The following is a 25,090-nucleotide window of genomic DNA, read 5'->3' on the forward strand; positions in this document are numbered from 1 at the left end:
TGATCAGCTGAGGGCGAACACGGAGGAGAGGGACGCCGCGGAGGGCTCGAAGGGCAGCGTCTGCTCGGTCCAGATGACCTTGCCGCTTCTGGTGTAGCGGGTGCCCCAGCGGTCGACCATCTGGGCCACCAGGAACAGCCCCCGCCCGCCCTCGTCGGTGCTGGCGGCCCGCCGCAGATGCGGTGCGGTGGTGCTGCCGTCGGCGACCTCGCAGATCAGGGCCCGGTCGCGGAGCAGGCGCAGCCGGATGGGGCCGGAGGCGTGGCGGATGGCGTTGCCGAGCAGTTCGCTGACCACCAGCTCGGTGGTGAAGGCCGCCTCCTCCAGGCCCCAGTCCGCGAGGGTCCGGTCCACGGCGGCCCGCATATCGGCGACGACCGCGGGGTCCGACGGAAGGTCCCAGGACGCGATGTGGTCCTCGGCCAGACCGGTGGCACCGGCGACGAGCAGCGCCATGTCGTCGGTGGGGTGGCTCGGCGGCAGGGCCTCCATCACCGTCCGGCAGGTGCGCTCGGGGTCGGGGTCGGCGCGCGCCAGCGCACCGAGCAGCCGGTCGAGACCGGTGTCGACATCGACGCCGCCGACCTGGAGGATCCCGTTGGTGTACAGCACCAGGCGGCTGCCGTCGGGGAGGTCGACCTCGGCGGCCTCGAAGGGCAGCCCGCCCAGGCCCAGCGGTGGCCCGGCGGGCAGGTCCAGCACGGTCGCCGCGCCGTCCGGGCGCACCAGGGCGGGCGGCGGGTGGCCGGCCCGCGCCAGGGAGCAGCGCCGGACGACCGGGTCGTAGATCGCGTACAGACAGGTGGCGCCCGCGACCCCGGCGCCGGGGGACGCGCCGTCCGCGATGGCCTCCTCCTGGTCCAGGTGCTCCACCACCTCGTCGAGGGCGCTCAGCAGCTCGTCCGGAGGCAGGTCGAGCGAGGAGAAGTTGTGCACGGCGGTGCGCAGCCGGCCCATGGTGGCGGCGGCGTGCAGACCGTGGCCGACGACATCGCCGACGACAAAGGCGATACGGGCCCCGGACAGCGGAATGACGTCGAACCAGTCCCCGCCCACCCCGCCGTGCCCGGGCACATAGCGGTGGGCGACCTCGACGGCCTCGTGCTCGGGCAGCTCGCGGGGCAGCAGGCTCTGCTGCAGCGCCAGTGCGGTGGCGTGCTCGCGCCTGGTGCGGCGGGCGTTGTCGATGTACGCGGCCGCCTGGCTGACCAGCTCCTCGGCGAGGGTGAGATCGTCGTCCTCGAAGGGCGCCGCGCGCGCCGAGCGCCAGAACTCGGCCCGGCCAAGGATGACGCCGCGCGCGGTGAGCGGGACGGTCACCGAGCCGATCGGCTCGCCCACCAGGTGTCGTGCGGAGTCCCCCTGTGTGCCGCTGATCGCGACGCGGTGCATCCGGGTGTCGGTGAGGTCGGGCTCCTCGCCGCGCAGGACCGACTCCAACAGGTCGACGGTGACGACGTCGGCGAAGCGCTCCACGGCGACCTGGGCCAGCTCCTGGGCGGTGTGCACCATGTCGAGCGTGGTGCCGACCTCGACGCCGGCGTCGTACAGCAGCGCCAGGCGCTCCCGCGCCCGGTCGGCCTTGTCCGTCAGGAGCCGTAGCTCGGTGGTGTCGCGCAGGGTGGCGACGCTGCCCCAGGGCTGTCCGCGCCGGCAGGCGGGGCGCTGGCTGACACACAGCAGCCGCTCCCCCACCTCGTGGATCTCATCGGTGGCCGGCCGGCCCGAGGCGAACAGGGCGGCGGTGTCCGGCGGCAGGCCCACGTCGGTCACCTGCTTCCCCTGGGCGTCCGGCGGCAGGGTCAGGAGCCTGCGCGCCTCGTCGTTGGCGAGCAGCAGCCTTCCCTCCCCGTCGACGATCAGCACCCCTTCCCGTAGGGCGCGGAGCACGGCGTCGTGGTGCTCGTACATCCGGGCGATCTCGGCGGGCCCGAGGCCGCGGGTCTGGAGCCGCAGCCACCGGCTCACCAGCGCGGCCCCGCCCGCGCCGAGCCCGAGGGCCAGGCCCAGGGATCCCAGTACGACGGGCAGCTGGCGGTCGACCGAGCTGCGTGCGCTCGGGATCGTGACCCCGGCGTTGACGATGGCGATCACCTTGCCGCGGGCGTCGGTGACCGGGACGGCCGCGCGGATGGAGGGGGCGGCGAGGCTCACGGCCGGGACCTTGTCGGTGAAGGCGCGGCCCACCGTGGCCGGGTAGAGGGGGCGGTCGACGTGCTTGCCGATCTCGCGGGGGTTGGGGTGGGTGTAGCGGATGCCGCTCGGGCTCGTCACCACGATGTAGTCCACGCCGGCGTCCCGTCTGACCTGCTGGGCGAAGGGCTGGAGCGTCGCGCTGGGGTCATGGGACTTCAGGGCGGCGAGGACTCCCGGGGCGCGGGCGAAGGAGTGGGCGACGGCGAGCGAGCGGCCCCGGGCCTGGTTCTCGCCGCTGTTTCGGGCCTGTAGGACCAGCGCGACGCCCGCGGAGACCACGAGCAGCGCCATGATCGCCAGCAGCAGGGCGAACGCCTGTCCGGCGACACTGCGGGAGCGTAGCGCCGAACCCACCTTCATCTGGCCTTTTTAGCATGTTTAGGGCATTTGCACCGCCGCTGACGGCGTGACCAGGGCCTGCCCCGGCCGCGGCTCACATATTGATCATGTGCCCGGCGAGGCCGTGCACGGCCTCCTTCACCGCCTCGGAGAGGGTGGGATGGGCATGGACATTGCGCGCCACCTCGTGGGCGGTCAGATCCCAGCGCTGCGCCAGCGTCAGCTCCGGCAGCAGCTCGGTGACCTCAGGGCCGATCAGATGGCCACCCAGCAACTCGCCGTGGCGGCCGTCCCCGATCAGCTTCACAAAGCCGGCCGGATCCCCCAGACCCTGCGCCTTCCCGTTCGCGGTGAACGGGAACTTCGCCACCCGGACATCGAAGCCCAGCTCCCGGGCCTGGGCCTCGGTCCAGCCGAAGCTGGCGATCTGGGGCTGACAGAAGGTCGCCCGCGGAATCATCACGTACTCCAGCGCCATGGTCTCCGCGCCCGCGATCGTCTCGGCGGCGACCACGCCCATCGCCTCGGCCGCATGGGCGAGCATCAGCTGCGCGGTGACGTCCCCGACCGCGAAGATATGCGGCACGCTGGTGCGGCAGTACGCGTCGACGGCGATGGCGCCACCGCCGCCGGCAGTTCCAGTCAGACGGACGCCGGTGTTCTCAAGACCGTAGCCGGTGACCCGGGGCCGGAAGCCGATCGCCTGCAGCACCGCCTGGGCCTGCAGCGTCTGCCGCTGGCCACCCGTGGTCACCATGACCTTCACCGAGGGGCCCGCGTCGTTGATCGCCTCGACCCGGGTGGAGGTGAGCACATCGATGCCGAGCCTGCGGTAGCGGCGCGCGAGTTCCGCGGAGACCTCCTCGTCCTCCAGCGGGACGATCCGGTCCAGGAACTCCACCAGCGTCACCCGCACCCCGTAGCTGCGCATGATGTACGCGAACTCGACGCCGATGGCGCCGGCCCCGGCGATGATCACGCTCTCGGGCAGCTCCGGGCTGAGGATCTGCTCCTCGTACGTCACCACCCGCTCGCTGAGCGAGGTGCCGGGCAGCAGATTGGTGACCGCGCCCGTGGCGATCACACAGTGGCCGAAGGTGAGGGTCTCCGTTCCCCCGGCGGTCAGGTCGATCCGCAGCGTATGGTCGTCCGTGAAGGTGCCCCGGCCGTCGTACTGCGGGATCTCGTTCTTCTTCATCAGGTAGTGGACCCCCCTGACGCGCCCGTCGGCGACCTTGCGGCTGCGCTCGTAGGCGGCCTGGTAGTCCAGGATCACCTGCCCGTCCACCCGGATGCCGAAGGTCTGGGCCTCCTTGGTGAACAGATGGACCAGCTCGGCGTTGCGCAGCAGGGCCTTGGAGGGGATACAGCCGATGTTCAGGCACACCCCTCCCCAGAACCGCTCCTCCACGATGGCGACGGACAGACCGAGTTGCGCGGCGCGGATCGCCGCGACATAGCCGCCCGAGCCCGCCCCCAGGACCACGACGTCAAAGTGTGCGCTCATGCGTCGCACCTTAGACAGCAATTCCGGATATAGCAGGACGTACCGCTCTGGACGGAGCCGATAGAGTCAGGACATGGCTTCAGGCATGGCTTCAGACAACGCGCCGGTGCGGGTCGACAGCTGGATCTGGTCCGTACGGCTGACGAAGACGCGGTCGCTGGCCGCCACGGCCTGCCGCGGCGGCCACGTCCGCGTCAACGGGGAGCGCGTCAAGGCCGCCCACGCCGTGCGGCCCGGGGACGAGGTGCGGCTCTTCCACGCCGGGCGCGAACGGATCGTCGTGGTGAAACGCCTGGTGCGCAAGCGGGTCGGGGCGGCCGTCGCGGCCGAGTGCTTCATCGACAACTCCCCTCCCCCACCGCCGCGCGAGGAGCTGGCCGCCGTCGGCCATCGCGACCGCGGCACAGGTCGCCCGACGAAGCGCGACCGGCGCGATATGGAGCGGCTGCGCGGCCACTGAGCGGCCCGGCCACCGCCGCTCAGCGCCATGCGTGCCGAACCGTTTCAGCGCAGGGCGGCGGCGGGCGGGTGCTCGCGCTGTGCGCCGTACGCCAGGAAGTACGCAGGGGCCCGCTTCAGCCAGGGCGCCGCGTTCAGCACCCGCACCATCCCGGGCGGCCGGGACCCGTCGCCGAGCAGGGTGCGGCCGGCCAGCACCGGCTCGATGACCCGGGCGTGGGCGATCCGCTGCAGCGTCTGCGTCGCCGCGGCGGTCGGCCATCTGCGGCGCTGCACCTCGCGCACCTCCCGCAGCCCGACCCCGCCCCCGCCCTCCGCGAGCGGCCCGGCGAGGATGCGGGCGGCGGCCACGGCGTCCTGGACGGCGAGGTTGATACCGATCCCGAACACCGGCGACATCGCGTGTGCCGCGTCCCCGATGCACAGCAGCCCGGGGCGGTGCCAGCGCCGGAGCCGGTCAAGACGTACGTCGAGCAGCTTCACCTCGTCCCAGGACCGCAGGGCATGGGCGCGGTCCGCCAGCCATGGGGCGGCCGCCGCGAACTCGGCCATGAACCGGTCAAGACCGGCCGCGCGCCGGGCCGCGTCGGTGCCCTTGGGGATCAGCGCGGCGCACTGCCAGTACTCCCCGCGGTCGATCATCGCGGTCAGAAAGCGGTCACCGGCGTTCCCCACCAGACCCCGCGGGTCGCCCTCGTGCCGTGGCACCCGGAACCACCAGGCGTCCATCGGGCACGGGAACTCCCGCAGCCCCAGCTCCGGCAGCCGCCTGGCCAGCGATCCCCGGCCGTCGCAGGCCACGGTCAGCTGGGCCCGCAGCTCACCGGTGCTCCCGTCCGCGGTGCGGTAGCGCACCCCCGCGACCCGGCCGCGCTCCATGAGGAAGGAAGTCGCCTCGGTGTTCATCCGCAGCCGGAAGGAGGGCTCCCGCGCGCCCTCGTCGGCCAGCAGATTCAGCAGATCCCACTGCGGCACCATCGCGACGTAGTTGTACTTGACCGGCAGCGCGCCGATGTCGCCCACGGTGAACAGCGAGCGGCCCGGGCCGATGGGCAGCTGGATGGTGTGCACATGACGCTGCGGCAGCGCGGCGAACCGCTCGGCGAGGCCGAGTTCGTCCAGGAGCGACAGCGTGCTCGGATGCACGGTGTCGCCGCGGAAGTCACGCAAGAAGTCACCGTGCTTCTCCAGGACCGTGACCTCCACCCCGGCGCGCGCCAGCAGCAGCCCGAGCACCATCCCGGCCGGCCCGCCGCCCACCACACAACACGTCGTGCGTTCCATCGTCTTTGCTCCCTTCGACTCCAGGCCACGGTATCCGTGGGCATGGCGCGGCCGACAAAGACGTCTCCGGTTGAGTCCCCCGGGCCTCCCGTCCGTATGTCCTCTCGATGGTCCTGCCGGCCCTGCCGGTCCTGACGGCGCGGCGCAAGAGGAGGTCTGTATGGCTGCCGGAACCGATCCCGAACGGCCCACCGGGCGGCAGGTGATCGAGCCGACCCGGATCTTCCGTGCGGTTGCGAAGTCCGACCGGGAGGGCGGCCCGCCGGTCGACGGCTGGATGGAGGACCTTGACCTCTTCCGCCCGCTGGTCGCGGGGACGCCGCCCCGCACGTACGACCTCGGCGACGCGGACACCGAGGAGTTCGACCTCGGTCCGCGGACGGCCACCGAGGCGTCGGCCTCCGCGGCCCCGGACGGCTCAACAGGCTCGACTGACTCTTCCGCCGCGCACGCCGCCCCCGCCGCGCCGCCGTTCTGGCGCCGGTCGCGACCCGCCGCCCTGGCCGCCGCGGGGGCGGTCGGGGCGGGCCTCGCGCTCGCGCTCGTGCTGCTCATCCCCGGCGCCGACGGATCCATCCCCGGCGCCGACGGATCCACCGCGGCGCAGCCGGATCCGGGGAGCGGCACCCCGTCCGGCCGTACGTCGGCCCCCGCCGCGCCCACCGCCTCCGCCGCGCCGAGCGGCGACGGCCAGGGGGGCCAGGGCGAGGCCCAGGGCGCGGTGCTGTCCCTGGGGGACAGCGGTCCCGAGGTCTCCGAGCTCCAGTCCCGGCTGCTGCGGATCCCGGACGTGTACGCGGGCGGTTCGGTCAACGGCCAGTACGACCAGAGCCTCGCCTCCGCCGTGGCCCGCTTCCAGCTGTGGTACGGAATCCGCGGCGACGAGGACGGGGTGTACGGCGACGACACCCGGCGCGATCTGGAGTCCCGTACGCGCGACCTGGAGTCCGGCACCTGAACACCCGGCCGCGCCGGGAGCGCTCACCGCACGGCGGCCGGGTGGCGTCGCGCGCGGTGCGGACGAGCGATCACTTGACGAAGTCCTGGACGACCTTCGGGGGCCAGGAGCCCACTTCGAGCACCCCCATGGAGTAGGCGCGGGAGACGAGGGCGGCCCGGTTGGGGACCCGCAGCTTCCGGAGTAACCGCGTCACGTGGTACTCGACCCCCTGGCGGCTGAGGTAGAGCCGGGACGCCAGCGGGACGGTCGAGACCCCGGCGGCGATGCCTTCCAGGATGCGGGCCTCGATCTCGGTGAGGACCTTCTTGTGCGGGGTGACGACGTCCGCGTCCTCGAAGCCCGCCGCGGAGCGCATCACGACCAGGATCGAGGCGACGCGGGAGGTCTCCCCGCGCACCGGGACGGCCGTGAGCGCGCTGGTGAACGGCGCGCCCTCGGCCGCGAAGGCTACGACATGGGTGGCGAACCGGCGGCGGGTGCCGTCGACGAGCCGGCCGAGCTGATGCCGGAGCGGCTGTCGCAGGCTGGGGTGGGCCAGATCGCAGAAGGCGCGGCCGCACACATCCGCGGAGGAGCCTCCGAACTGCCGGAAGAACTCCTGATTCGCCTGCTGGACGAGCAGGTTGGGGTCGAGGCGGGCCATACACGCACCTGGCTGGTCGAATTGCCCGAGGAGATCGGCGTACTCGAGCTGATCACGTCCTGCGTCGTGGGATATCACTGTGTCTGCGGGCGCGGGAATCGCCAATGGCCTGCCGTCCCTTCAGGGATCCGTTCCCCGGAAATCACGGGAACGAAATGCTGGTCGTGCAATTTGTTATTCCAGTTCGGAGACTAGGTAGCCCCGGACGGGCGAGTCAACGTCCACTGACGGCGCGCCGCAAATCCTGTGGTGCGTACGGCCGATGGTTCGGTCCGCGGGCCACGGTTTCGGTGGTTCGGTTCGGTGTCGCCGCCGGGCACATCGAACCATATCTCAACGCCCTGACCTGGTAAGGAGGTTGCCTCCCCGAGACATGGCGAGCGCCGCGCCGGATACGGGGGCGCAGTCCCCGTACCCCGGGTGCGGGGGCGCCGCGCGAGCCCCTGGGAGCCAGGGCGGCGTCACGGCGAGCGGCGGAGCATTAGCGGCGTTAACTTCCTTTGACCGCCTGCAGCCGCGGCAGGGCGGCGATGAGTTCACGCCGCCCGGATACGTTCAGCTTGCGATAAGAATTCGTCAAGTGCTTCTCGATAGCACGGGATGTGACGCCCAGCTCTCCGGCGATCTCTGAATTGGTGAGTCCCCGGCCGGCCAGGGTCACCACCCGCCGCTCGGTGCGGGTCAGCGCGTCCTCCAGCCGGACGGTGCCGTCCCCGCCGCCGCGGCGGGCCCGTTCGACCAGCCACGGCGCCTCGCATGCGGCGGCCAGCGCCGCCGCCTCCCGCAGCAGGTCCTCGGCCTCCGGACGGCCTTCGAGGCGCCCGCCCAGCTGCAGCAGGGCGCGGGCCAGTTCGAGTTCGTTGGCCGAGCCGCGCAGCACGCCGACCGCCTCGCGCAGCAGGTCCTCGCCCGACTCGCCGCCCAGCAGCATGCCCTTGAGCCGCAGTGCCCGGCCCATGGCGACCGGGGCGCCCCACTCCTCGGCCCGCAACCGGTCCTCTTCGGCGAGCGCGAGCGCCGAGCGGGGGTCGCCAAGACGCTGGTACAGGCCGGCCGCGCGCAGCCGCCAGGGGAACAGCACCGGGTTGCGCCAGCCCGCCGACTCCAGCCGGCGGCCGCAGGCCATCAGGGTCTCCACGGCGGCGGCCCAGCGGCCGCGGTGGGCGTCCACGGACGCGCCGAGGAACTGCACCGCCACCGCCAGGGGCAGACAGGAGGAGCTGCGCCGCGATGCCTCGTCCAGCACCCGCTCGCTCAGCGCGGGGTCGCCGATCTCCAGGGCCGTACGGACGAGCGCGATGGTGGCCGCGAGGCCGAGTTCCTGCCAGTGAGCGTCGGACAGCCGCAGGGCGCGATCGGCATGGGCGTGGGCCAGGGTCGGCCGGCCGCGCGCCATGAGCACCATCGCCTGCTCGAGGTGGCCGAACCCATCGGCGATGGTGCCGACCGTGACGTCAGCGCGCGACCGGCCGATCCGCTGCTCGACGGACAGCCAGGAGCCGACGGCGTCCACGGAGTCGGCGGCGACCAGCGCGACGGTGGCCAGCGGCAGCGCGGAGTACACCCGCGCCGACGCGACCGGTTCGCGCTCCAGAAGGCGCATCGCCAGCCGGGTGACCTCGTCCGCGGGCAGTCTGCAGGTGAGTGTGGCGGCGCTGACCAGCACCGCCACCAGTTCGCGCTCGGCGGCCGTGGCCGTCGGCGGCTCCTCCCCCATCCCGTACAGCCGCTCCACCGCCGAGGTCAGCTCCGCCGGATCGTCGATGCCGCTCTGGCGCAGCCGCGCCTCCAGCCGCAGGGCCATCTCGCGCGCCGCTCCCCCCAGCGCGTCCGGCGGGCCGAGCTCGTCGGCGACCTGCCGCAGCAGATCGACGGCGGAGGGCCGCAGCAGGCCCATGACGGCCGGGGTGAGCCGCAGCGCCGCGGCGGCCCGGTGGCCGGGCGTGGGGAGCAGCGGGATCGCCTGGGAGATATGGCGTTCGCACGCCACCGGGTCGAGGCCGCGCTCCGCGGTGGCCAGGTCGATCAGCAGCCGCGACCGGCCCTCACCCGCCAGGGAGGCGTCCAGCAGGGCGCGCCGCAGATAGCGTACGGCGACCTCGGGGGCGCCCCGGCGCAGCGCGACGTCCGCGGCGGCCCGCAGCACGCCGACCGACCAGGCGTGGCGGGAGGTGACGCCCGCCATCAGCTGGGCGGCGACCTGTTCGTCGGAGCGCCCGGCGCGGTACAGCAGCTCCGCCGCGTGATCGTGCAGCCACTCCCGTTCCGCGACGGACAGCGACGACTGGACGGCGTCCGCCACGACGGGGTGGACGAACCGCGGCTCCCGCTCGTCGGCGGCCAGCCCCAGTGCGTGCAGGTCGCGCAGCGCCGCCGCGTAGTCGATCGGGTCCAGGCCGGCCAGCCGGGGGACGAGCGCGGGGTCGCCCGGTTCGCCGAGGGCCGCGATCGCGGCGGCCAGCCGGCGTACCGGCTCAGGCTGCAGACGTACGCTCCTGGCCAGCCGCTCGCGCAGGTCCGCGGGGCGCGCCGCGCGGACCGCGCCGGCCCGGTCGGCGGTCGGCCGGTGACCGGCGGCCGCCAGGTCCAGCAGCACAGCGGTCAGCGACAACGGGCTGCCGGCGCAGGTCTCGTGACAGGCCCGGATGAACTCCTCGTCGCCCGGCTCGCCGAAGTGGTCGCGGATCAGCGCCGCGGTGCCCGCGGACGACAGCGGGCGGGGGCGCAGCCGGTGTGTCGCGGCCTCGACGACCTCGCTCAGCAGGGGGTGCCGGGCGCGGGGTTCCCCGTCGCGCAGGGTGCACACCACGACGGCGCGCAGCCCCCGCAGCCGCTTGGCCAGGTAGGCCAGCCAGCGCAGCGATGGGGTGTCCACCCATTGGAGGTCGTCGACCAGGATCAGCAGCGGGCCGTCGGCGCTGACGCTTTCCAGCAGTGAAAGCAGGCCGCTGAGGGCCGGTTCGTAGGCGGCGGTGGGGCGGTCACCGGCGACGGCGGGGCGGTCACCGGCGGGCATGTCCTCATCGGCGAGGGCCAGGTTGGCGAAGCACGCGCTCTCGCGCGTCCAGCGTTCGCTCAGCTCCCCGGTGGCGCCCGCGAGCAGGCTGTCGAACAGCTGGCGCACCACGCCGAAGGCGAAGTCCTGTTCCACCGGCGCGGCGTTGGCGCGCAGCACCCGCACGTCCGCGGCCTCGTTCACGGCTCGCGCGGCCAGTCGCTGGAGCAGCGCGGACCGGCCGATGCCGAGCGGGCCGGTCAGCAGGACGAGGGACGGCCCGCCCTCGCGGGCGGTCCGTAACGCACCGGAGATCTGGGCCAGTTCGGCGCCCCGCTCATGCAACATCCGTGTCGTAGCCCTCCATCGAGCGCACCATCTCGCGCAGTTCGGCCCGGCCGCTGATCCGCAGCTTCTTGTACGCCCCGCTCAGCCGCAGCTCCACCGTGCGGGTGGTGACCGAGAGCATGTCGGCGATGTCCCGGTTGCCGTGTCCGAGGCCCGCGAGGGTGGCGGTGCGCCGCTCGACGTCGGACAGCGCGGCCCAGGCGGGGTGCAGTCCGCGGACCGCGGCCGACGGCAGCCGGCCCAGCCGCTGGGCGAGTGCGCGCGCCCGCGCGGCCGGTCTGCTGTCGGGCTGGGCCGAGGTGAGCCGGGACACCTCGGCGATCAGGGGCTCCGCGGCCCGCCGCCGCCCCGCGTCCAGCTCCACGGTGGCCAGCTCCATCAGCGCCCCGATGTAGGCCATGTTGGCGGGGGTGGCCTGGAGGGTACGCACGGCCTCGCGCAGTCTGGCGGCCCGTCCGTCGCGGACCACCCGTCCGATGCCCAGTTCGGCCCAGCCGATGGCGCTCGGCGCGCCCCAGCGCCGGGCCAGCGCGAGCTCTTCGCGGCTGAGCCGGTGTGCCTCCTGGTCGTGGCCGAGCGCATGGCAGGCCCGGGCGGCCATGGAACGCCAGGGCAGCAGGGCCGGGTTGACGTACTGGAGGCGCAGCAGCCGTCGGCCGGCGGCGAGCAGCAGATCGATCGCTTCGGCCGGTTTGCCGTCGGCGATGTCCACCAGGGCCCTGGCGAACAGCAGATGGGCCCCCGCCATGGTGTTCCACGACGCGTCGGGGTCGGGCAGGGCCATGAGCGCCGCGGTCTGCCTGCGGTCGCCGCTCTCCAGCGCGACGAGGATCCGTACGGCCCGCGCGTAGGGGGCGTAGAGGGGGTGCAGATGGGTGTGCGGCAGGGCGCGCTCGGCGGCGGCGACATCGCGCTCGGCGAGATCGGGCCTGCCCCGGCGCAGGTTCATATCGCCGCGCCCGGTCAGTACCAGCGAGGCGGCGGCGCGGGCATGGCCGCGCCGGGCCTCGGTGAGCAGCTCGTCCAGCCGCAGCCCGGCCTCGTCCGTCTCGTCTGCCAGGCACAGCGCCCGGCACGCCGCCAGCCGGGGCAGCAGCAGCCCGCCCTCGTCGGCGGGGCCGGCGAAGGCGCTGCGAGCCAGCGCTCTGGTGGTGAGCAGGTCCTCGCCGAGCAGGGCCAGCTGCCAGGCGCGCGCCCCGGCCTGGGCGGGTGAGGACGGGTGGGCGGGGAGCGGGGGGACCTCGTGCAGCAGCAGGTCGGTGTCATCGTGGCGGCCCAGTTCGGCGAGCCAGAACAGGGCGGTCAGGGCGCTGCGTTCACCGCCCCGCGCGGCGGGCAGCGCCTCCGTCAGCGCCCGGCGTACGACATCGGAGCCGCCGCGGGCCAGCGCCAGGTCCGCGGCGCGCAGCCGTGCCGCGGCGAGCTCCGCGCCCGGTGACCGAAGGATCTCGGCGAACCGTCGGTCCCCGGCCTCCGGTGCCTCCAGCACCTCGGCCGCGGCCAGCCGAAGGCTCAGCCAGGTCCGCTGCTCGCGGTCCAGCGGCTCCTCCAGCGCGCGGGCCAGGCAGGCGACCGCCCGGCCGTGGTCGGCGGCGCGCAGCGCGGCGGCGCCGGCGCGGCGCAGTACGTGGACGGCCCAGGGCGCCCCGATCGGGCGGGCGGTGAGCAGCAGCCGGGCGATGTCCGCGTCGTCCACGGCGGCCCGGTGGGCGAGTTCCGCCGCGCGCGCGTACAAGTCGGCCCGCTCGTCGGCGGGCATCTCCTCCAGCACCCGGGCCCGCACCTCCGGGCCGGTCAGCCGCAGCGCCGCGCCGGGGCCTGGTGCGGTGAGCCCGGTCGCCTCCAGCGTCTCGCGCAGCCCCGCCTCGTACTCCGGGCGCGGCCGGGCGAGCGTGCGGACGAGGGGGAAGTCCAGCAGGTCGCCGCAGACGGCGAGGGCGCGCAGCGCCGCGACCGCCGGGGCGGGCAGACCGCGCAGCGTGCGGGTGGCGTGATCGGCGGTGGCGGCGGCCGCGATCGCGCGCAGTTGGGGCACCCGGTCGTCGGCCGGTTCATGTCCGGTGTCGGCGAAGCGGCGCAGCGCGTCGTGGAGCACCGTCGGGTTGCCCCCGGTGGTCTCGGCCGCCACCGCGGTGAACCGGTCCTGCCCCTGGCCGCCGCACACCAGGGTCACCGCGGCGGCGACCTGGGCGGGGCCCAGCGGCGGTAGCGCCAACCGGGACACGGCGAACGGCAGCGGGGAACCGACGAGCGACAGCGGGGAACCTGCAATGGGCCCCGAGAGGGCATCGGTCAGCGATACGGGACCGATGGCGCCGGCCAGCACCACGATCGGCGCCCCGGGCAGCCGCCGCACCAGCGCCTGGAGCCAGTGCAGCGAATCGGGGTCCAGCCACTGCAGATCCGCCACGGCCAGCAGCGTCGGCCGGTCGCACGCCGATCGCAGCAACTCGGCCAGGCCCGGGAACGGCCCGTCGCGCCCGGACGGGCCCTCGGATACGGCATCGGTGGACACGGTGTCGGCGGATGTGGTGTCGGCGGGCGCGGTGTTGGCGGGCAGGCCCAGCAGTTGGGTCACCGCCGCGTACGGCAGATCGCTCTCGCCGGGGGTGCCCCGGGCGCGCAGCACGCGCAGACCGCGGTCCTCGGCGAGCCCGGCCGCCCACCGCAGCAGCGCGTTCTGCCCGAAGCCCGCCGTACCGCTGAGGGTGACCACCGCCGGGCGCCGCGCGGCCAGGCCGCTGACGGCCTCGGCCAGAACCTCTTGTTCAGGTTCGCGCCCGAGGAGCGGGAGGCCGGGGGGGTGCATGGCGCGCACTATACACCGCGTTTATAGTCGGGGTGAACCCGGACGACGGGGCTCACCGCTCAGCGCCTGCCGCGGGACGCGGAGACCCAGGCGGGCGCCTGGGTGCCCGGGGCGGTCGGGGAGCGCAGCGCGGCGCCGAGCTCGGCGCGCTGGCTGACGCTCAACTTGCGGTAGACGCCGGTCAGATGCATCTCCACGGTGCGCACCGTGACGAACAGCGACTCCGCTATCTCGCGGTTGCCCGCCCCGGCCGCGGCGAGATTGGCGACCGTACGCTCCATACCGGTCAGCAGATCGACCGGCGAGGTGGTGATCTCCCGCATCCGCCCGCCGGAGGCCACCAGCCGCCGCCGGGCCTCCCGGGCGAGCGCGAGCGCCCCGCAGCGCCAGGCGAGGTCGGCGGCGGTCCGCAGATGCTCCCGGGCACCGCGCGCGTCGTCCGCCTCCAGCAGCGCCCCGCCCAGCAGATACTCGGCCCGGGCGTGCTCGGCCCGGGCGGGCGACCGGGACAGCAACTCGACCGACTCGGCGAGCAGTTCGACACCCGGACGCCCCTGGGTGGTCACCCCCCGGGCGAGCGCGGCCAGCCCCAGCGCACGGGAGGTCCCCCAGCGGCGGGCCAGCCCGGCGCCCCACTCGACGAGATCCCCGGCCTCCTCGGGGCGTTTGAGGTCCGCGAGCAGACAGGCCGCCTCGGCCCACCAGGGCGCGAACGCCGGGTTGGTGATCCCCGTCTCCTCCAGGGACCTGCCACAGTCGAGGAACAGGCCGAGCGCGGTCTCGCTGTCGCCCAGCGCCCACCGGGCCCGCGCCCGCGCCATCAGATACCAGTGGTACTCCATCACGAAGCCGTCCAGGTTCGGCCGGGCGATCCGCTCAAGCAGCGCCTCGGCCCGCTCCGGATCACCGCGGTCGACGAGCGCGGTGGCCAGCGCCGTCTGCGGCATGGTCACATTGCCGCTCCACCGCTCATCAGCGATGATCTCCACCGCCGTCTGGGCGTCGGCCAGGGCGTCGGGGATCTCGCCCATCGTGTGCAGCATCACGGAACGGGTGGAAAGACCGAGCACATACGTCCACACCGCCGCGTTCTCCTGGCTGTAGCGCAGCGAAAGGTCCAGCGCCTCCAGCGAGCCCTGGGCGTCGTCGGCGAGGCCGAGGGTAAACGCGGAGAAGATCAGCGGCAGGGTGCCGGTCGCGGCGTCCGACACCCGCTGCGCACGCCGGGCCTGACGCACCGCCCGTTCCGCCGAGCGCCCGTCCATCGCCGTCAGCACGCTCATCATGGCCAGCGTCTGGCGCTGCGCCGGGGTGTCCCCGGCGGGGGCGGCCGTCCGCGCGAAACGGCCGCGGACGGCGGCGATCGTCGCCTTCTCGTCGCACCCGGTGATCAGCAGCACCGACTGGACGAGGGCGCGCAGTTCGCGGTCCGCCGGGTCGGGGTCGGCCCCCAGCTCGGCCTCCAGCGCGTCCAGGACCTCGCCGAGCACCCGTACGGCGGCGGGCGCCTGCTGCACGGTCAGGCAGACGAACCCGAACTGCACGGCGAGGGTGGCCTTCACCCGTACGTCCTCGGCCAGCGCCAGCGCCTCCGCCAGCAGCGCGATGGCCTCGGGCGGGTTGATCTCCGCCAGCGATCTGGCCAGTTGGGCGCGCGCCGACACGCTGTGCGGCTCCGCCTCCAGGACCCGGTACAGATAGCGGATCGCCGCCTCGGGGGCGCCCCGGGTCTCCGCCCCCGCCGCCGCCTCCCGCAGGACCCGCCGCATCCAGGGCTGGTCCACCACGGGCACCAGCAGAAGCTGGCCCGCGACCTCCTCGGCGGGCCGCCCCGCGTCGCTGAGCAACAGGGCCGCCCTGGCCCGCAGCTCGCCCAGCTCCTCGGTCGCGGACGAGTCGAGCACCGCCGAGCGCACCACGTCATGCGCCAGGTCCACCCGGTCGGGGGCCACCACCTCGGCGCCCCGCAACACCGCCACCGCCTCCTCCACCAGCGCGACGGGTACCCCGGCCAGCGCCCCGACGTGCTCCCCGTCCTCCTCGCCGAGCACCGCGATCGCGGTGGCCACATCGCGCACCCAGGGGGCCAGCCGGCCCATCAGAGCGCGTACGGAAAGCGCGACCACGCCCTGGCCCACTTCGGCGACCGCACCCAGGCTCTTCTCGTCCGGCGAAGCCCCCATGGACCGCAGTTCGCTGAGCAGCTTGGCCAGCATCAGGGGGTTGCCCCCGGAGACGGCGGCGGCGCGCTCGACGAAGGCGGTGTCGAGGACATGGTCGGGTGTCGGGAAGACCCGCCCGACCATCTCCCCGACCCCGTCGTCGGTCAGCGGCTCCAGACGGATCGCCGTGGAGCGGGACTGGGCCGCGATATCCGCGAGCGCGCCTGGGGCGGCCGGTTCGGCCTCGGTGCGCTGGGCCAGCACCACCAGCAGCGGCAGATCGTCCGCGCGGCGCAGCAGGAAGTCGATCCAGCGCAGCGACCGCTCGTCGCACCAGTGGGCGTCGTCCAGGACCAGCACCAGCGGGCCGCGCGCCGTCAGGTTGACCGTGAGCCAGTAGAGCCCGTGGAGCACGGGATAGACGGTCGCGGCCGTACCCGGCTCCTCCTCGGCCGGGGCGGGCCGCAGGGCGGGCAGCGCACGGCCGGCGCTGCCCTTCAGCAGCGGGGACTCGTGAACGCCTTCGTCCCCGGACTCGGTGAGCCCCAAGCTGCCGAACAGGGCCCGTACGCCGCCGTAGCCCGCGTTGGTCACGACCTCGCCGCACCGGCCATGGAGCACCGTCATGCCCTGGCACGCCCCGCCGTTCACAAAGGCGTGCAGCAAAGTCGTCTTGCCGATACCGGCCGGGCCGGAGAGGATCACAAGACCGGCGCGCCCGGAGCGCGCCGCCTCGGCATGATCACTCAGCGCCGCCAGTTCATCGGCGCGCCCGATTAAGGTGCCTGGTAACCAGGAGTTGTCGGTCCGGTCCATCACAGTAGCTCCCTCACGCCCCAACTCGCTGCGATAAGCCGGAAAGTGTGCTACTCACTGCGATGGTGAGACTACACGAGTGATACAAAGGTGATCAACCAATACGACAGTGATTGGTGATGTCCCACGGAATCGGTGTTCGCGCTACAGCGGGTGCGGGCATGTCGAGGCCCGGGGACGGAAGTCGCGGTGGAGGGCACTCACCTTCCGGTCCCCGGGCCGTTTCGGCATCACGGAGTGCGCGTATGCGCTGTAGCGTCCGATGGCATCTCCTTTCGTCGTAGGGTCAGATGTCGGCGTGCCGATGTTGGCCGGCGCCGGGGCGGACGTGCAGTTCGAACCACACGGTCTTGCCCGTCCCGGTCCGGTGGCTGCCCCATGAGCGGGCCAGCAGATCGATCATGTAGAGGCCTCGGCCGCCCTCGTCGTCCTCGCATGCCTGGCGCGACTGCGGAAGCGTGGGGTCGGCGTCCTCCACCTCACAGCGCAGGGTGCCGTCCGCGGGACACAGGCACAGCGTCATCCGGACCGCCCCGCCGGTATAGCGCAGCGCGTTGGTGACCACCTCGCTGACCAGCAGTTCGGCGTCGTCCGCCGATCCCGCGAGCGCCCATACGGCCAGCTGCGAGAGGACCAGCCGACGGGCGCTGGGCACCGAGGAGGGATGGCGCGGCAGCACCCAGGAGATCCCGCGGTCGGCGACACGGGCACCCCGCCGCGCCGGGCGGCGGAAGGTGCCTGGCTCCGAGGCCAGGGCCACTGTGGAGGCGTTCATGCGGCCTGGTCCGGACAGCTACGAGGGGCCGGGATGACGCGTCCGTCGGGGAGCAGTTCACCCGTGTCCGCGAAGATCACCACGCCATTGCACAGCAGGCTCCACCCTTGTTCGGGGTGGGTCGCCACGAGACGCGCCGAGTCGTGGTCCGTGGCGTCGGCGGGCGGACAGGGGGGCTGATGATCACACATGGCTGGAGCCTTCGATCTTCCGCCGACTTCCGGCGGAATCCGGAATCGAGACGACCACCAGCATGCGTCCGGGCGGATCTCCCGGGGAGGGGAGAAATCCCCGCATGGGTACCCGATCCGCGGCTGTGGAGCGCCGTCCCCGCGGTCGCGCGGCCCGGGCGCGCCGCGAGATCCCCTCGGCCCCGCGCCGCGCGGGCCCCGGTGGCCGTGGCCCAGAAGGCGCCCCCGCGATCCCGATCACCCCCGGCCACCGTCCGGCAGGGACATCTCCCCACCCAGCTCCCCTGTCGTCTCCTGGCCGCCTCCGCACGACGGCCGGTGTACGCACCGGCTCACGCACCGGCCGAGGCCGCGCGACGGCCGTGAGGGCGGAGGCGGGGCGGGTCGTGCAGGGCGGTGGCCGCCGCCTCGTCGGCCGTCAGCCGGGCCCCCGCCCGGTACGCGGCGGCGTACGCGCGGGTCCCCAGGTCCGTACGGAGCCGGGTGGCGACCTCGTCGTGTACGGCGGCCAGGTGCCGGAACCCCGAGGGTGAGGCGCCCAGGGAGCTCCACATCGCGTCCGCCGCGCCCATCAGCCGCGCGCCGTGCCCGGGCTGCCCGCCGAAGGCCGCGGTCCAGGCCAGCACCTCGAGGCACAGCGCCATCCCCCACCCGTCGCGCACCACCCAGCGGGTCCGCAGGGCGTCCCGTACCAGCGCGGTCGCGCGCCGCCGGTCGCCGCTGTGCCAGGTGTGCAGGCCGAGCGCCCACAGCGCGTACGAGCGGGCCCACTGGGCCCCGGCGGCCTCGCACAGCGCCAGGCACTCCTCGCCGTAGACCGCCGCGCGGGCGTCGCCGGACAGGGCGCAGGCCATGGTCAGCTGGTAGAGGGCCGTCATCATGCCGTTGCGGTCGCGGGCCGCGCGGTGGCCCTCCAGCGCCTTCTCGATGAGGCGGATCGCCCGCGGGAAGTCGCCCTCGTACAGCGCGAGGGCGCCGCGGTGCTGGGTGGCGCGGACCAGGGTGGGCTCGTGCCCGAGCCGCAGGGCCAGCTCCCGGCATTCGTCGAGCCGGGGCAGCGCCGAGGCCGTGTCCCCCTGGAGTGCCGCGAGCCACGCGTCCACCCACAGCGCCGTGCCGCGGGCCGCGCTGTCCTCGGGGGCGAGCCACAGCGCCTGTTCGAGCCAGTGGCGGCCCTCGGCGAGGCTGCCGCCGCAGATCCAGTGGGGCCACAGCCCCGCGGCTATCTCCAGCCCCGCGCGGGCCTCGCCGGGCTCGGCACAGCAGAACTCCAGGGCCGTACGGAGGTTCGCGAGCTCGCCGCGCAGCCGGGTCAGCCACTCCTCCTGCCGCGCGGTGAGCCACTGCCCCTCGGCCTCACGCACCAGGGCGCGATACCAGTCGCGGTGGCGCCGCCGCAACGCGGCCACCTGCCCGTATCCGGCCAGCCGCGCCCGGCCGTACCGCCGGATCGTCTCCAGCAGCCGGTAGCGGACCTCGTCGCCGCGCTCCTCCCGCACCAGAATCGACTTGTCGACCAGCCCGGCCACCAGGTCGAGCACGTCCTCGCGCTCGACGCCGTCGCCGGCGCAGACCTCCTCCGCCGCCGGCAGGCCGAAGTCCCCGGCGAACACCGACACCCGGGCCCACAGGGTCCGCTCGGCCGGGGAGCACAGGTCGAAGCTCCAGTCGACGGCCGCGCCCAGGCTCTGGTGGCGGGCGCGGGTCGCACCGGCTTCCCCCGCCGCGGGCTCCCCCGCCACGGGCTCCAGCCACTGGTCCAGCTGGTCCAGGACCTGATCGGGGCTGAGGGTCCGCAGCCCGACCGCGGCCAGTTCGATGGCCAGCGGGAGGCCGTCGAGCCGCCCGCACAGCAGGGCCACGGCGTCGCCGTTGTGCGCGTCGAGGGTGAACGAGGGCGACACCCGCGCCGCGCGGGCGACAAAGAGCTGGACCGCCGGGGAGCGGGCCAGCGTCTGGGGGCTGTGCCGTCGGTGCGGCTCGGGCACGGGCAGCGAGGGCACCCACAGGACCGCCTCCCCCTCCACCCGCAGCGGCTCGCGGCTGGTGACCAGCAGACACAGCCGAGGCGCCCGGCGCAGCAGGCGGTCGGCGAGCAGCGCGCAGGGCTCGATCAGGTGCTCGCAGTTGTCGAGGAGCAGCAGCGCCCGCTTGTCGCGCAGATGGTCGCCCAGCACCTCCACCGCGGACCGGGCGGCCTGGTCGCGCAGCCCCACCGCGCTCGCGACGGTCTGCGGGAGCAGGCTCGGGTCCTCCAGCGCGGTGAGCTCGGCGGTCCACACGCCGTCCGGGAAGTCCCCGCGCACCAGGTCGGCCACGCCGAGCGCCAGCCGGCTCTTGCCGACCCCCGCGACGCCGGTCAGGGTGAGCAGCCGGGTACGTCCGAGCAGCCTCCGGGCTTCGGTCAGCTCGTTCGCTCGCCCCACCATACGGCTCAAATGACGCATTAATGCCATTCTCCCCATTTCATGCCGACCTAACGCAATGTCCCCCGGGGCCCCGCACGCCCCGGAAACCCCTGGGCATAGCCTGGAAGCGTCGGCCCGGTCGCGCGAGGCCCGAGGGCCGGGACTGGTTCGAGGCATCCATGAGCGCGGTGGTATCAGGCACCTCGAACGGTCGGCACACCGGAAGGCTGCCGGCCGAGGTGACGAGCTTTGTGGGACGTCGGCATGAAACGGCCGAGGTCAAGCGGATGCTGTCCGCCTCACGGCTGGTGACCCTGACCGGCGTGGGCGGGGTCGGCAAGACCCGGCTGGCGCTACGGGTGGCCGAGGACGCGCGCCGGGCGTTCCCGGACGGGGTGTGGCTGGTCGAGCTGGCCGCGCTGGCCGACCCCGGGCTGCTGGCGCAGAGCGTGAGCGAGGCGCTGGAGCTGCGGGACCACTCCTCCCGGCCCGCGGTCGAGGCTCTGGTCGACCATCTGCGCGACAAGCAGGCGCTGATCCTGCTGGACAACTGCGAGCAGCTGGTCGAGGCGTGTGCGCTGCTCACCGGCCGGCTGCTGCGCGAGGCCCCGCGGCTGCGCGTCCTGGTCACCAGCCGGCAGGCGCTGGGCACGGCCGGTGAGCAGACGCTGCCCGTCCCGGCGCTGGCGCTGCCGGACGCCGAGGGCCCCCGGCTGTCCGTCGCGGCCCTGGCGCAGTGCGACGCGGTGCGGCTGTTCGTGGAGCGGGCCGGCGCCATCCTGCCCGGGTTCACCGTCACCGAGGCCAACCGGGACGCGGTGGAGGGGGTCTGCCGCCAGCTGGACGGCATTCCGCTGGGCATCGAGCTGGCGGCCGTACGGCTGCGGGCGCTGTCCGTACAGCAGCTGCTCGACCGGCTGGACGACCGGTTCCGGCTGCTCACCACGGGCTCGCGGGCGGTCCTGCCGCGGCACCAGACGCTGCGGGCGCTCGTCGACTGGAGCTATGACCTGTGCACCGGCAAGGAGCAGCTGATGTGGGCCCGGATCTCGGTGTTCGCCGGGAGCCTGGACCTGGAGGCGGCCGAGGCGGTGTGCGGCGGGGACGGGATCGACCGCGACGAGGTCCTGGACCTGGTGGCAGGTCTGGTGGACAAGTCCGTGCTGATCCGGGAGCAGCACCCGGAGGAACACCTGGCGGCGGTGCGCTACCGGATGCTGGACACCCTGCGCCACTACGGCCGGGAACGGCTCGCCGCGGCCGGGGAGGAGGCGGAGCGGCTGCGCCGCCACCGGGACTACTACCAGCGGCTGGCGGCCACGGCGCGCGCCGAGCTGTTCGGCCCCTCGCAGGTGCCGTGGTTCACCCGGCTCCAGCAGGAACACGCCAATCTGCGCGCCGCGCTGGAGTACAGCTTCGCCGAGCCCGGGCAGGCGGCGGCCGGGCTCGGCATCGCGACCGATCTGCTCTACCACTGGATCACCAGCTACTACCTCACCGAGGGACGCGGCTGGCTGGACCGGGGCCTGGTCCTGTGCCCCGAGCCGACCGAGGCGCGCGCCCGCGCGCTGTGGACCGATGGCTGGCTGGCCATCATCCAGTCCGATATCGACGCGGCCGCCGCCATGCTGGACGAGTGCCGGGAGCTCGGCGCCCGGCTGCGGCAGGAGGCGATCCTCGGCTATGTCGCGCTCTACTCCGGGATGATCGCCATGTGCCGGGGCGACACCGAGTCGGCGATCGAGTTGTACGAGGAGGCCGTGGCGCGCCATCGCGCCGCCCACGATCCGGTGGGCCTCGCGCTCGCCCTGATCCGGCTCTCCCTGGCGCATTCGTTCCTGGGTGACTCGCCGCGCGCCATCGCGGTGGGCGAGGAGTCGCTGGCGGTGTGCGACGCATACGAGGAGGGCTGGCACCGGGCGTACGCGACGATGGCGCTCGGCGTCGAGGTGTGGCGCCAGGGCGACCACGAGCGCGCGGCCGCCCTGGAGCGGGAGAGCCTGAACTTCAACCGCTCGCTGGACGACCCGCTGGGGGTCGGGGTCAATCTGGAGGTGATGGCCTGGATCTCGGCCGCGCAGAGCCAGTACCAGCGGGCAGCCAGACTGCTGGGCGCCCTGCGGAACATCTGGCACCACATCGGCGCCCCGCTGTCGGGTTACGGCCACCTCGTCCGCTACCACGAGGGCTGTGAGGCGGACACCCGCCGGTCGCTGGGCAAGCAGGCGTTCCAGGCGGCCGTGAAGGAGGGCGCCCGGCTCTCCTACGACGAGGCGCTGGCCTACGCGCTCCAGGACCAACTGCCCACCCGGGCCCCGGCCGGCGAGGGTGAGCAGCCCTCTCCGCTGACGCCGCGGGAGACCGAGATCGCACGTCTGGTGGCGCGGGGGCTGAGCAACAAGGAGATCGCGGCCGCGCTGGTGATCGCCCAGCGCACCGCCGAGGGTCATATCGAGCGCATTCTGAGCAAGCTCGGGTTCAATTCCCGGGCTCAGGTGGCAGTCTGGGTAGCCGGACAGAACCGGTCCGAACAGGATGTTGAGGCGGAATGATAACCGCTCACTTGTTCCCGTGTCCCGAACTTCTCAAACACCCCACGAAAATGCTCAGTAGACCAACGTCTGCGGGATCATGCAGCAGGCTCTGGAGACAGAGCAGCAACGGTCGTGTCCGCACGGCCCCGTGACCGAGGAGGTCCTGCTGTGACTGTTGCCGCAGTCGGCAATTCCGGGAATGCCATGGAACTGTTCCGTGGCACCAACCACAGCCCGTCGTATTTCTCGCTCTCCCGCGCGGGAGTGGGACAGGACGTCGTCGACTTCTGCATCCCCTGCAACCCGTACTTCCCCACGCCCGCGATGTTCGCGGTGCTGGCGGTCCGGCTGCGGGACATCCTCACGTACTACCCGAGCTCCGCGGACACCATCACCGCCGAGCTGGCCAGCCTGCTCGGCCTGCAGCCGCAGACCATGGCGATGGGCAACGGCTCGACCGAGCTCATCACCTGGATCGACCATCTGCTGGTCAAGGAGAGCCTGGCGGTGCCGATCCCCACCTTCGGCCGGTGGACCGACCAGCCGATGGAGACCGGCAAGCGCGTCGACATGTTCCAGCTCCCGGAGATGGACGGCTTCCGGCTCGACCCGGACGCCTTCGTCTCCTTCGTGAGGTCGAGGGGTTCGCGGGTCGCGGTGATCTGCAACCCCAACAACCCCGACGGCGGACTGCTGCCCCGGCACGCCGTCGTCGCCATGATGGATGCCCTCGCCGATCTCGACCTGGTCGTCATCGACGAGTCCTTCCTGGAGTTCGCCGACTCGGAGGCGTATCCGAGCGTCGTGGACGAGGCGGTGCTGCGGCCCAATGTCATTGTGCTGCGCAGCCTCGGTAAGAACTTCGGGCTGCACGGCGTCCGTTTCGGCTATCTGGTGGCCAATCCGGCGCTGGCCGTCCAGATCCGCTCCCGGCTACCCAAGTGGAATCTCAACTCCTTCGCCGAGGTCATCGTCTTCATGCTGAAGCGATACCAGCCGGAGTACGCGCAGAGCCTGCGCATGCTCAGCCGTGACCGGCAGGAGATGACCGCCCAACTGGCCAATCTGCCCGGGCTGACGGTCTATCCCTCCCAGGGCAACTTCGTCTTCGTCAAGCTCCCGGAGGGCGCGGACGGCGCCCAGGTGCGCGACCGGCTGCTGTCCGAACACGGCGTGCTGGTCCGTGAATGCGGCAACAAGCTGGGCAGCAGCAGCCAGTTCATGCGGCTGGTGGTGCGCTCCCAGCCGGATGTGCAGCGACTGCTGACCGGGCTGAGCACGGTGCTGTACGGCACGGCCTGGTACGCCCCGCAGCCCTCCCTCGATCAGCAGCCGTCCTACGCGCTGGAGCAGCCCTCGTACGCCCTGCCCCAGCAGCCGTCGTACGCGCTGGAGCAGCCCTCGTACGCCTCCTACGCCCTGCCGCAGCAACCCTCGTACGCGCTGCCGCAACCGGTGACCGAGCTCCAGATGCTGCTCGCGTCCGCGCAGCAGCAACAACAGCAACAACAGCAACAGCCGCAACCGGCCCTGTACCCCGCCACCCCGCTCCTGACGGCACAGGACACCTACGGGGGCTACGCGGGGCAGCAGGCGATGGCCGCGGCCTATCCGCAGCCCCAGGCACAGCCCATGGCCGAGCTGACCCCCGCCGCGTACACCCCAGCCGGCCAGATGCCGCTCTACCAGTCCCAGCAGACGACGGGCGCCTACGCCCGGCTGCAAGCCATGCAGCAGGCCCTGCAGCAGGCGCCGCAGTCGCTGCAGGAGGTGCAGGCGCCGCAACCGAGCGCGCCGCAGCCCGCACAGCCCGCGCGGCCTGTGCAGACCGCGCAGCAACAGCCCTCGGGTGGCGGCCGGATGACGGTCTACGCGCCGGACCCGGCCGCCGTCGCGGGGGACATGTCGATGGACGACACGCTCATCTACATGCCGACGGTCGTCACCGACTCCGCCCCCGACCCGGCCCCGGCCGCTCCGGCCGAGGCCACTCCGCCCGCCCCGCTGCCCTCCATGGACAGCGACGACCCGCCCGGCGGGGGCACCATGCGCCGCTATCCGCGGCCCGCCGCGTATCTGCGGACCGACAACGGTTCCTGACGGCGGGTACGGGGACTCCGGGGTCCGTCCGGCTGGACGGACCCCGGACGGGTGGGGCCGGATTCCCGACGGGTTGGGCGCCGGGCGGGCCGCGTCCTCTGACGCGACCGCCGGAAGGTTACGGACCCGGCCGGGCCGGCCAGGTCGGGGAGACTCCGGCGACCGCGCAGACGGCGATATGCAGCACCAGCGGATGGGTGTAGGGCACGGTGCCCTCGGGCCGGTGGATCAGCCGGGGCGCCTCGGCCACCGGATCCGGCCGCCCCGGCGGCGCGTCGGACACCACCGCGCCGACCGAATACAGAGCGATAGCGGGCCAGTTGAGCCCACAGTCCGACCGCGGCGGAACGATCCACCACCATCGGCCGACGGCGGAGTAGACACAGCCCGCCCTGGGCAGCAGCTCCATGACCTGACGTCCATGCCGCTCCGGCAGGGCGATGGCGTCGTATCCGGCCTCGGCGAACAGCGTGGGCGGCAGCTCCAGACGCTGCCTGTGGCCGGGCCTGGGCGGCGCCGCGGGAGTTGACGGGATCACGACGCCACTATGCGTAACGCCTCGT

General features: G+C 73.4%; 15 protein-coding genes. 4 read left to right on the forward strand and 11 right to left on the reverse strand.

What is annotated here, in order from left to right; all coding sequences use genetic code 11:
* Positions 1–3: 3 nt before the first annotated feature.
* A complete protein-coding gene (locus tag ACFV2X_RS12335; protein WP_385614834.1) occupies positions 4–2,556 on the reverse strand; it encodes a SpoIIE family protein phosphatase in 2,553 nt (850 codons plus the stop codon).
* A gap of 73 nt (positions 2,557–2,629) precedes the next feature.
* Positions 2,630–4,042, reverse strand: a complete 1,413-nt coding sequence (lpdA, locus tag ACFV2X_RS12340) for a dihydrolipoyl dehydrogenase (protein WP_385614836.1) — start codon at positions 4,040–4,042, stop codon at positions 2,630–2,632.
* 85 nt (positions 4,043–4,127) lie between these two features.
* Here lpdA and ACFV2X_RS12345 point away from each other — a divergent pair, with 85 nt between their 5' ends.
* The gene (locus ACFV2X_RS12345) at positions 4,128–4,502 is read left to right on the forward strand and encodes an RNA-binding S4 domain-containing protein (protein ID WP_385614839.1); all 375 of its coding nucleotides are present in this window, start codon (positions 4,128–4,130) and stop codon (positions 4,500–4,502) included.
* A gap of 44 nt (positions 4,503–4,546) precedes the next feature.
* Here ACFV2X_RS12345 and ACFV2X_RS12350 read toward each other — a convergent pair whose 3' ends face one another.
* Positions 4,547–5,785, reverse strand: coding sequence for an FAD-dependent oxidoreductase (locus ACFV2X_RS12350; protein WP_385614841.1), 1,239 nt, complete (start codon positions 5,783–5,785; stop codon positions 4,547–4,549).
* Positions 5,786–5,945: 160 nt separating this feature from the next.
* Between ACFV2X_RS12350 and ACFV2X_RS12355 the strand changes: the two genes are divergently transcribed.
* Positions 5,946–6,743, forward strand: a complete 798-nt coding sequence (locus tag ACFV2X_RS12355) for a peptidoglycan-binding domain-containing protein (protein ID WP_385614844.1) — start codon at positions 5,946–5,948, stop codon at positions 6,741–6,743.
* 70 nt (positions 6,744–6,813) lie between these two features.
* Here ACFV2X_RS12355 and ACFV2X_RS12360 read toward each other — a convergent pair whose 3' ends face one another.
* From ACFV2X_RS12360 to ACFV2X_RS12390, 7 genes are all read right to left on the reverse strand, one after another.
* Positions 6,814–7,467, reverse strand: coding sequence for a LuxR C-terminal-related transcriptional regulator (locus tag ACFV2X_RS12360; protein WP_385614846.1), 654 nt, complete (start codon positions 7,465–7,467; stop codon positions 6,814–6,816).
* A gap of 412 nt (positions 7,468–7,879) precedes the next feature.
* Positions 7,880–10,732: an ATP-binding protein gene (locus ACFV2X_RS12365; RefSeq protein WP_385614848.1), complete on the reverse strand. Its 2,853-nt coding sequence runs from the start codon at positions 10,730–10,732 to the stop codon at positions 7,880–7,882.
* Positions 10,722–13,541: an AAA family ATPase gene (locus ACFV2X_RS12370; RefSeq protein ID WP_385614851.1), complete on the reverse strand. Its 2,820-nt coding sequence runs from the start codon at positions 13,539–13,541 to the stop codon at positions 10,722–10,724. Before ACFV2X_RS12370 ends, ACFV2X_RS12365 begins: the two co-directional genes overlap by 11 nt.
* A gap of 59 nt (positions 13,542–13,600) precedes the next feature.
* Positions 13,601–16,519 carry an AAA family ATPase gene (locus ACFV2X_RS12375; RefSeq protein WP_385614853.1) on the reverse strand — a complete coding sequence of 973 codons (2,919 nt, stop codon included), beginning with the start codon at positions 16,517–16,519 and terminating at the stop codon, positions 13,601–13,603.
* 286 nt (positions 16,520–16,805) lie between these two features.
* On the reverse strand, positions 16,806–17,294 hold the full coding sequence (locus ACFV2X_RS12380; RefSeq protein WP_385614856.1) for an ATP-binding protein: 489 nt from the start codon (positions 17,292–17,294) through the stop codon (positions 16,806–16,808).
* The gene (locus tag ACFV2X_RS12385) at positions 17,291–17,485 is read right to left on the reverse strand and encodes a DUF5999 family protein (RefSeq protein WP_089508272.1); all 195 of its coding nucleotides are present in this window, start codon (positions 17,483–17,485) and stop codon (positions 17,291–17,293) included. Before ACFV2X_RS12385 ends, ACFV2X_RS12380 begins: the two co-directional genes overlap by 4 nt.
* Positions 17,486–17,817: 332 nt before the next feature.
* On the reverse strand, positions 17,818–19,932 hold the full coding sequence (locus tag ACFV2X_RS12390) for an ATP-binding protein (protein WP_385614860.1): 2,115 nt from the start codon (positions 19,930–19,932) through the stop codon (positions 17,818–17,820).
* A gap of 212 nt (positions 19,933–20,144) precedes the next feature.
* Here ACFV2X_RS12390 and ACFV2X_RS12395 point away from each other — a divergent pair, with 212 nt between their 5' ends.
* On the forward strand, positions 20,145–22,445 hold the full coding sequence (locus ACFV2X_RS12395) for an ATP-binding protein (RefSeq protein ID WP_385614863.1): 2,301 nt from the start codon (positions 20,145–20,147) through the stop codon (positions 22,443–22,445).
* Between the two features lie 186 nt (positions 22,446–22,631).
* Positions 22,632–24,527: an aminotransferase class I/II-fold pyridoxal phosphate-dependent enzyme gene (locus ACFV2X_RS12400; RefSeq protein ID WP_385615071.1), complete on the forward strand. Its 1,896-nt coding sequence runs from the start codon at positions 22,632–22,634 to the stop codon at positions 24,525–24,527.
* Positions 24,528–24,645: 118 nt separating this feature from the next.
* On the opposite strand, the gene ACFV2X_RS12405 is transcribed toward ACFV2X_RS12400, so the two are convergent.
* Complete coding sequence (locus tag ACFV2X_RS12405; protein WP_385614866.1) at positions 24,646–25,065, reverse strand: hypothetical protein; 420 nt, start codon at positions 25,063–25,065, stop codon at positions 24,646–24,648.
* Positions 25,066–25,090: the final 25 nt, after the last annotated feature.

This window comes from Streptomyces sp. NPDC059679, from assembly GCF_042734105.1.
Classification (GTDB): domain Bacteria; phylum Actinomycetota; class Actinomycetes; order Streptomycetales; family Streptomycetaceae; genus Streptomyces.

Bases quoted from the DNA above. Each gene is read 5' to 3' on its own strand.
- ACFV2X_RS12335 (WP_385614834.1), bottom strand. From the start codon at position 2,556: ATGAAGGTGGGTTCGGCGCTACGCTCCCGCAGTGTCGCCGGACAGGCG.
- lpdA (WP_385614836.1), bottom strand. From the start codon at position 4,042: ATGAGCGCACACTTTGACGTCGTGGTCCTGGGGGCGGGCTCGGGCGGC.
- ACFV2X_RS12345 (WP_385614839.1), top strand. From the start codon at position 4,128: ATGGCTTCAGACAACGCGCCGGTGCGGGTCGACAGCTGGATCTGGTCC.
- ACFV2X_RS12350 (WP_385614841.1), bottom strand. From the start codon at position 5,785: ATGGAACGCACGACGTGTTGTGTGGTGGGCGGCGGGCCGGCCGGGATG.
- ACFV2X_RS12355 (WP_385614844.1), top strand. From the start codon at position 5,946: ATGGCTGCCGGAACCGATCCCGAACGGCCCACCGGGCGGCAGGTGATC.
- ACFV2X_RS12365 (WP_385614848.1), bottom strand. From the start codon at position 10,732: ATGTTGCATGAGCGGGGCGCCGAACTGGCCCAGATCTCCGGTGCGTTA.
- ACFV2X_RS12370 (WP_385614851.1), bottom strand. From the start codon at position 13,541: ATGCACCCCCCCGGCCTCCCGCTCCTCGGGCGCGAACCTGAACAAGAG.
- ACFV2X_RS12375 (WP_385614853.1), bottom strand. From the start codon at position 16,519: ATGGACCGGACCGACAACTCCTGGTTACCAGGCACCTTAATCGGGCGC.
- ACFV2X_RS12380 (WP_385614856.1), bottom strand. From the start codon at position 17,294: ATGAACGCCTCCACAGTGGCCCTGGCCTCGGAGCCAGGCACCTTCCGC.
- ACFV2X_RS12385 (WP_089508272.1), bottom strand. From the start codon at position 17,485: ATGTGTGATCATCAGCCCCCCTGTCCGCCCGCCGACGCCACGGACCAC.
- ACFV2X_RS12390 (WP_385614860.1), bottom strand. From the start codon at position 19,932: ATGCGTCATTTGAGCCGTATGGTGGGGCGAGCGAACGAGCTGACCGAA.
- ACFV2X_RS12400 (WP_385615071.1), top strand. From the start codon at position 22,632: ATGGAACTGTTCCGTGGCACCAACCACAGCCCGTCGTATTTCTCGCTC.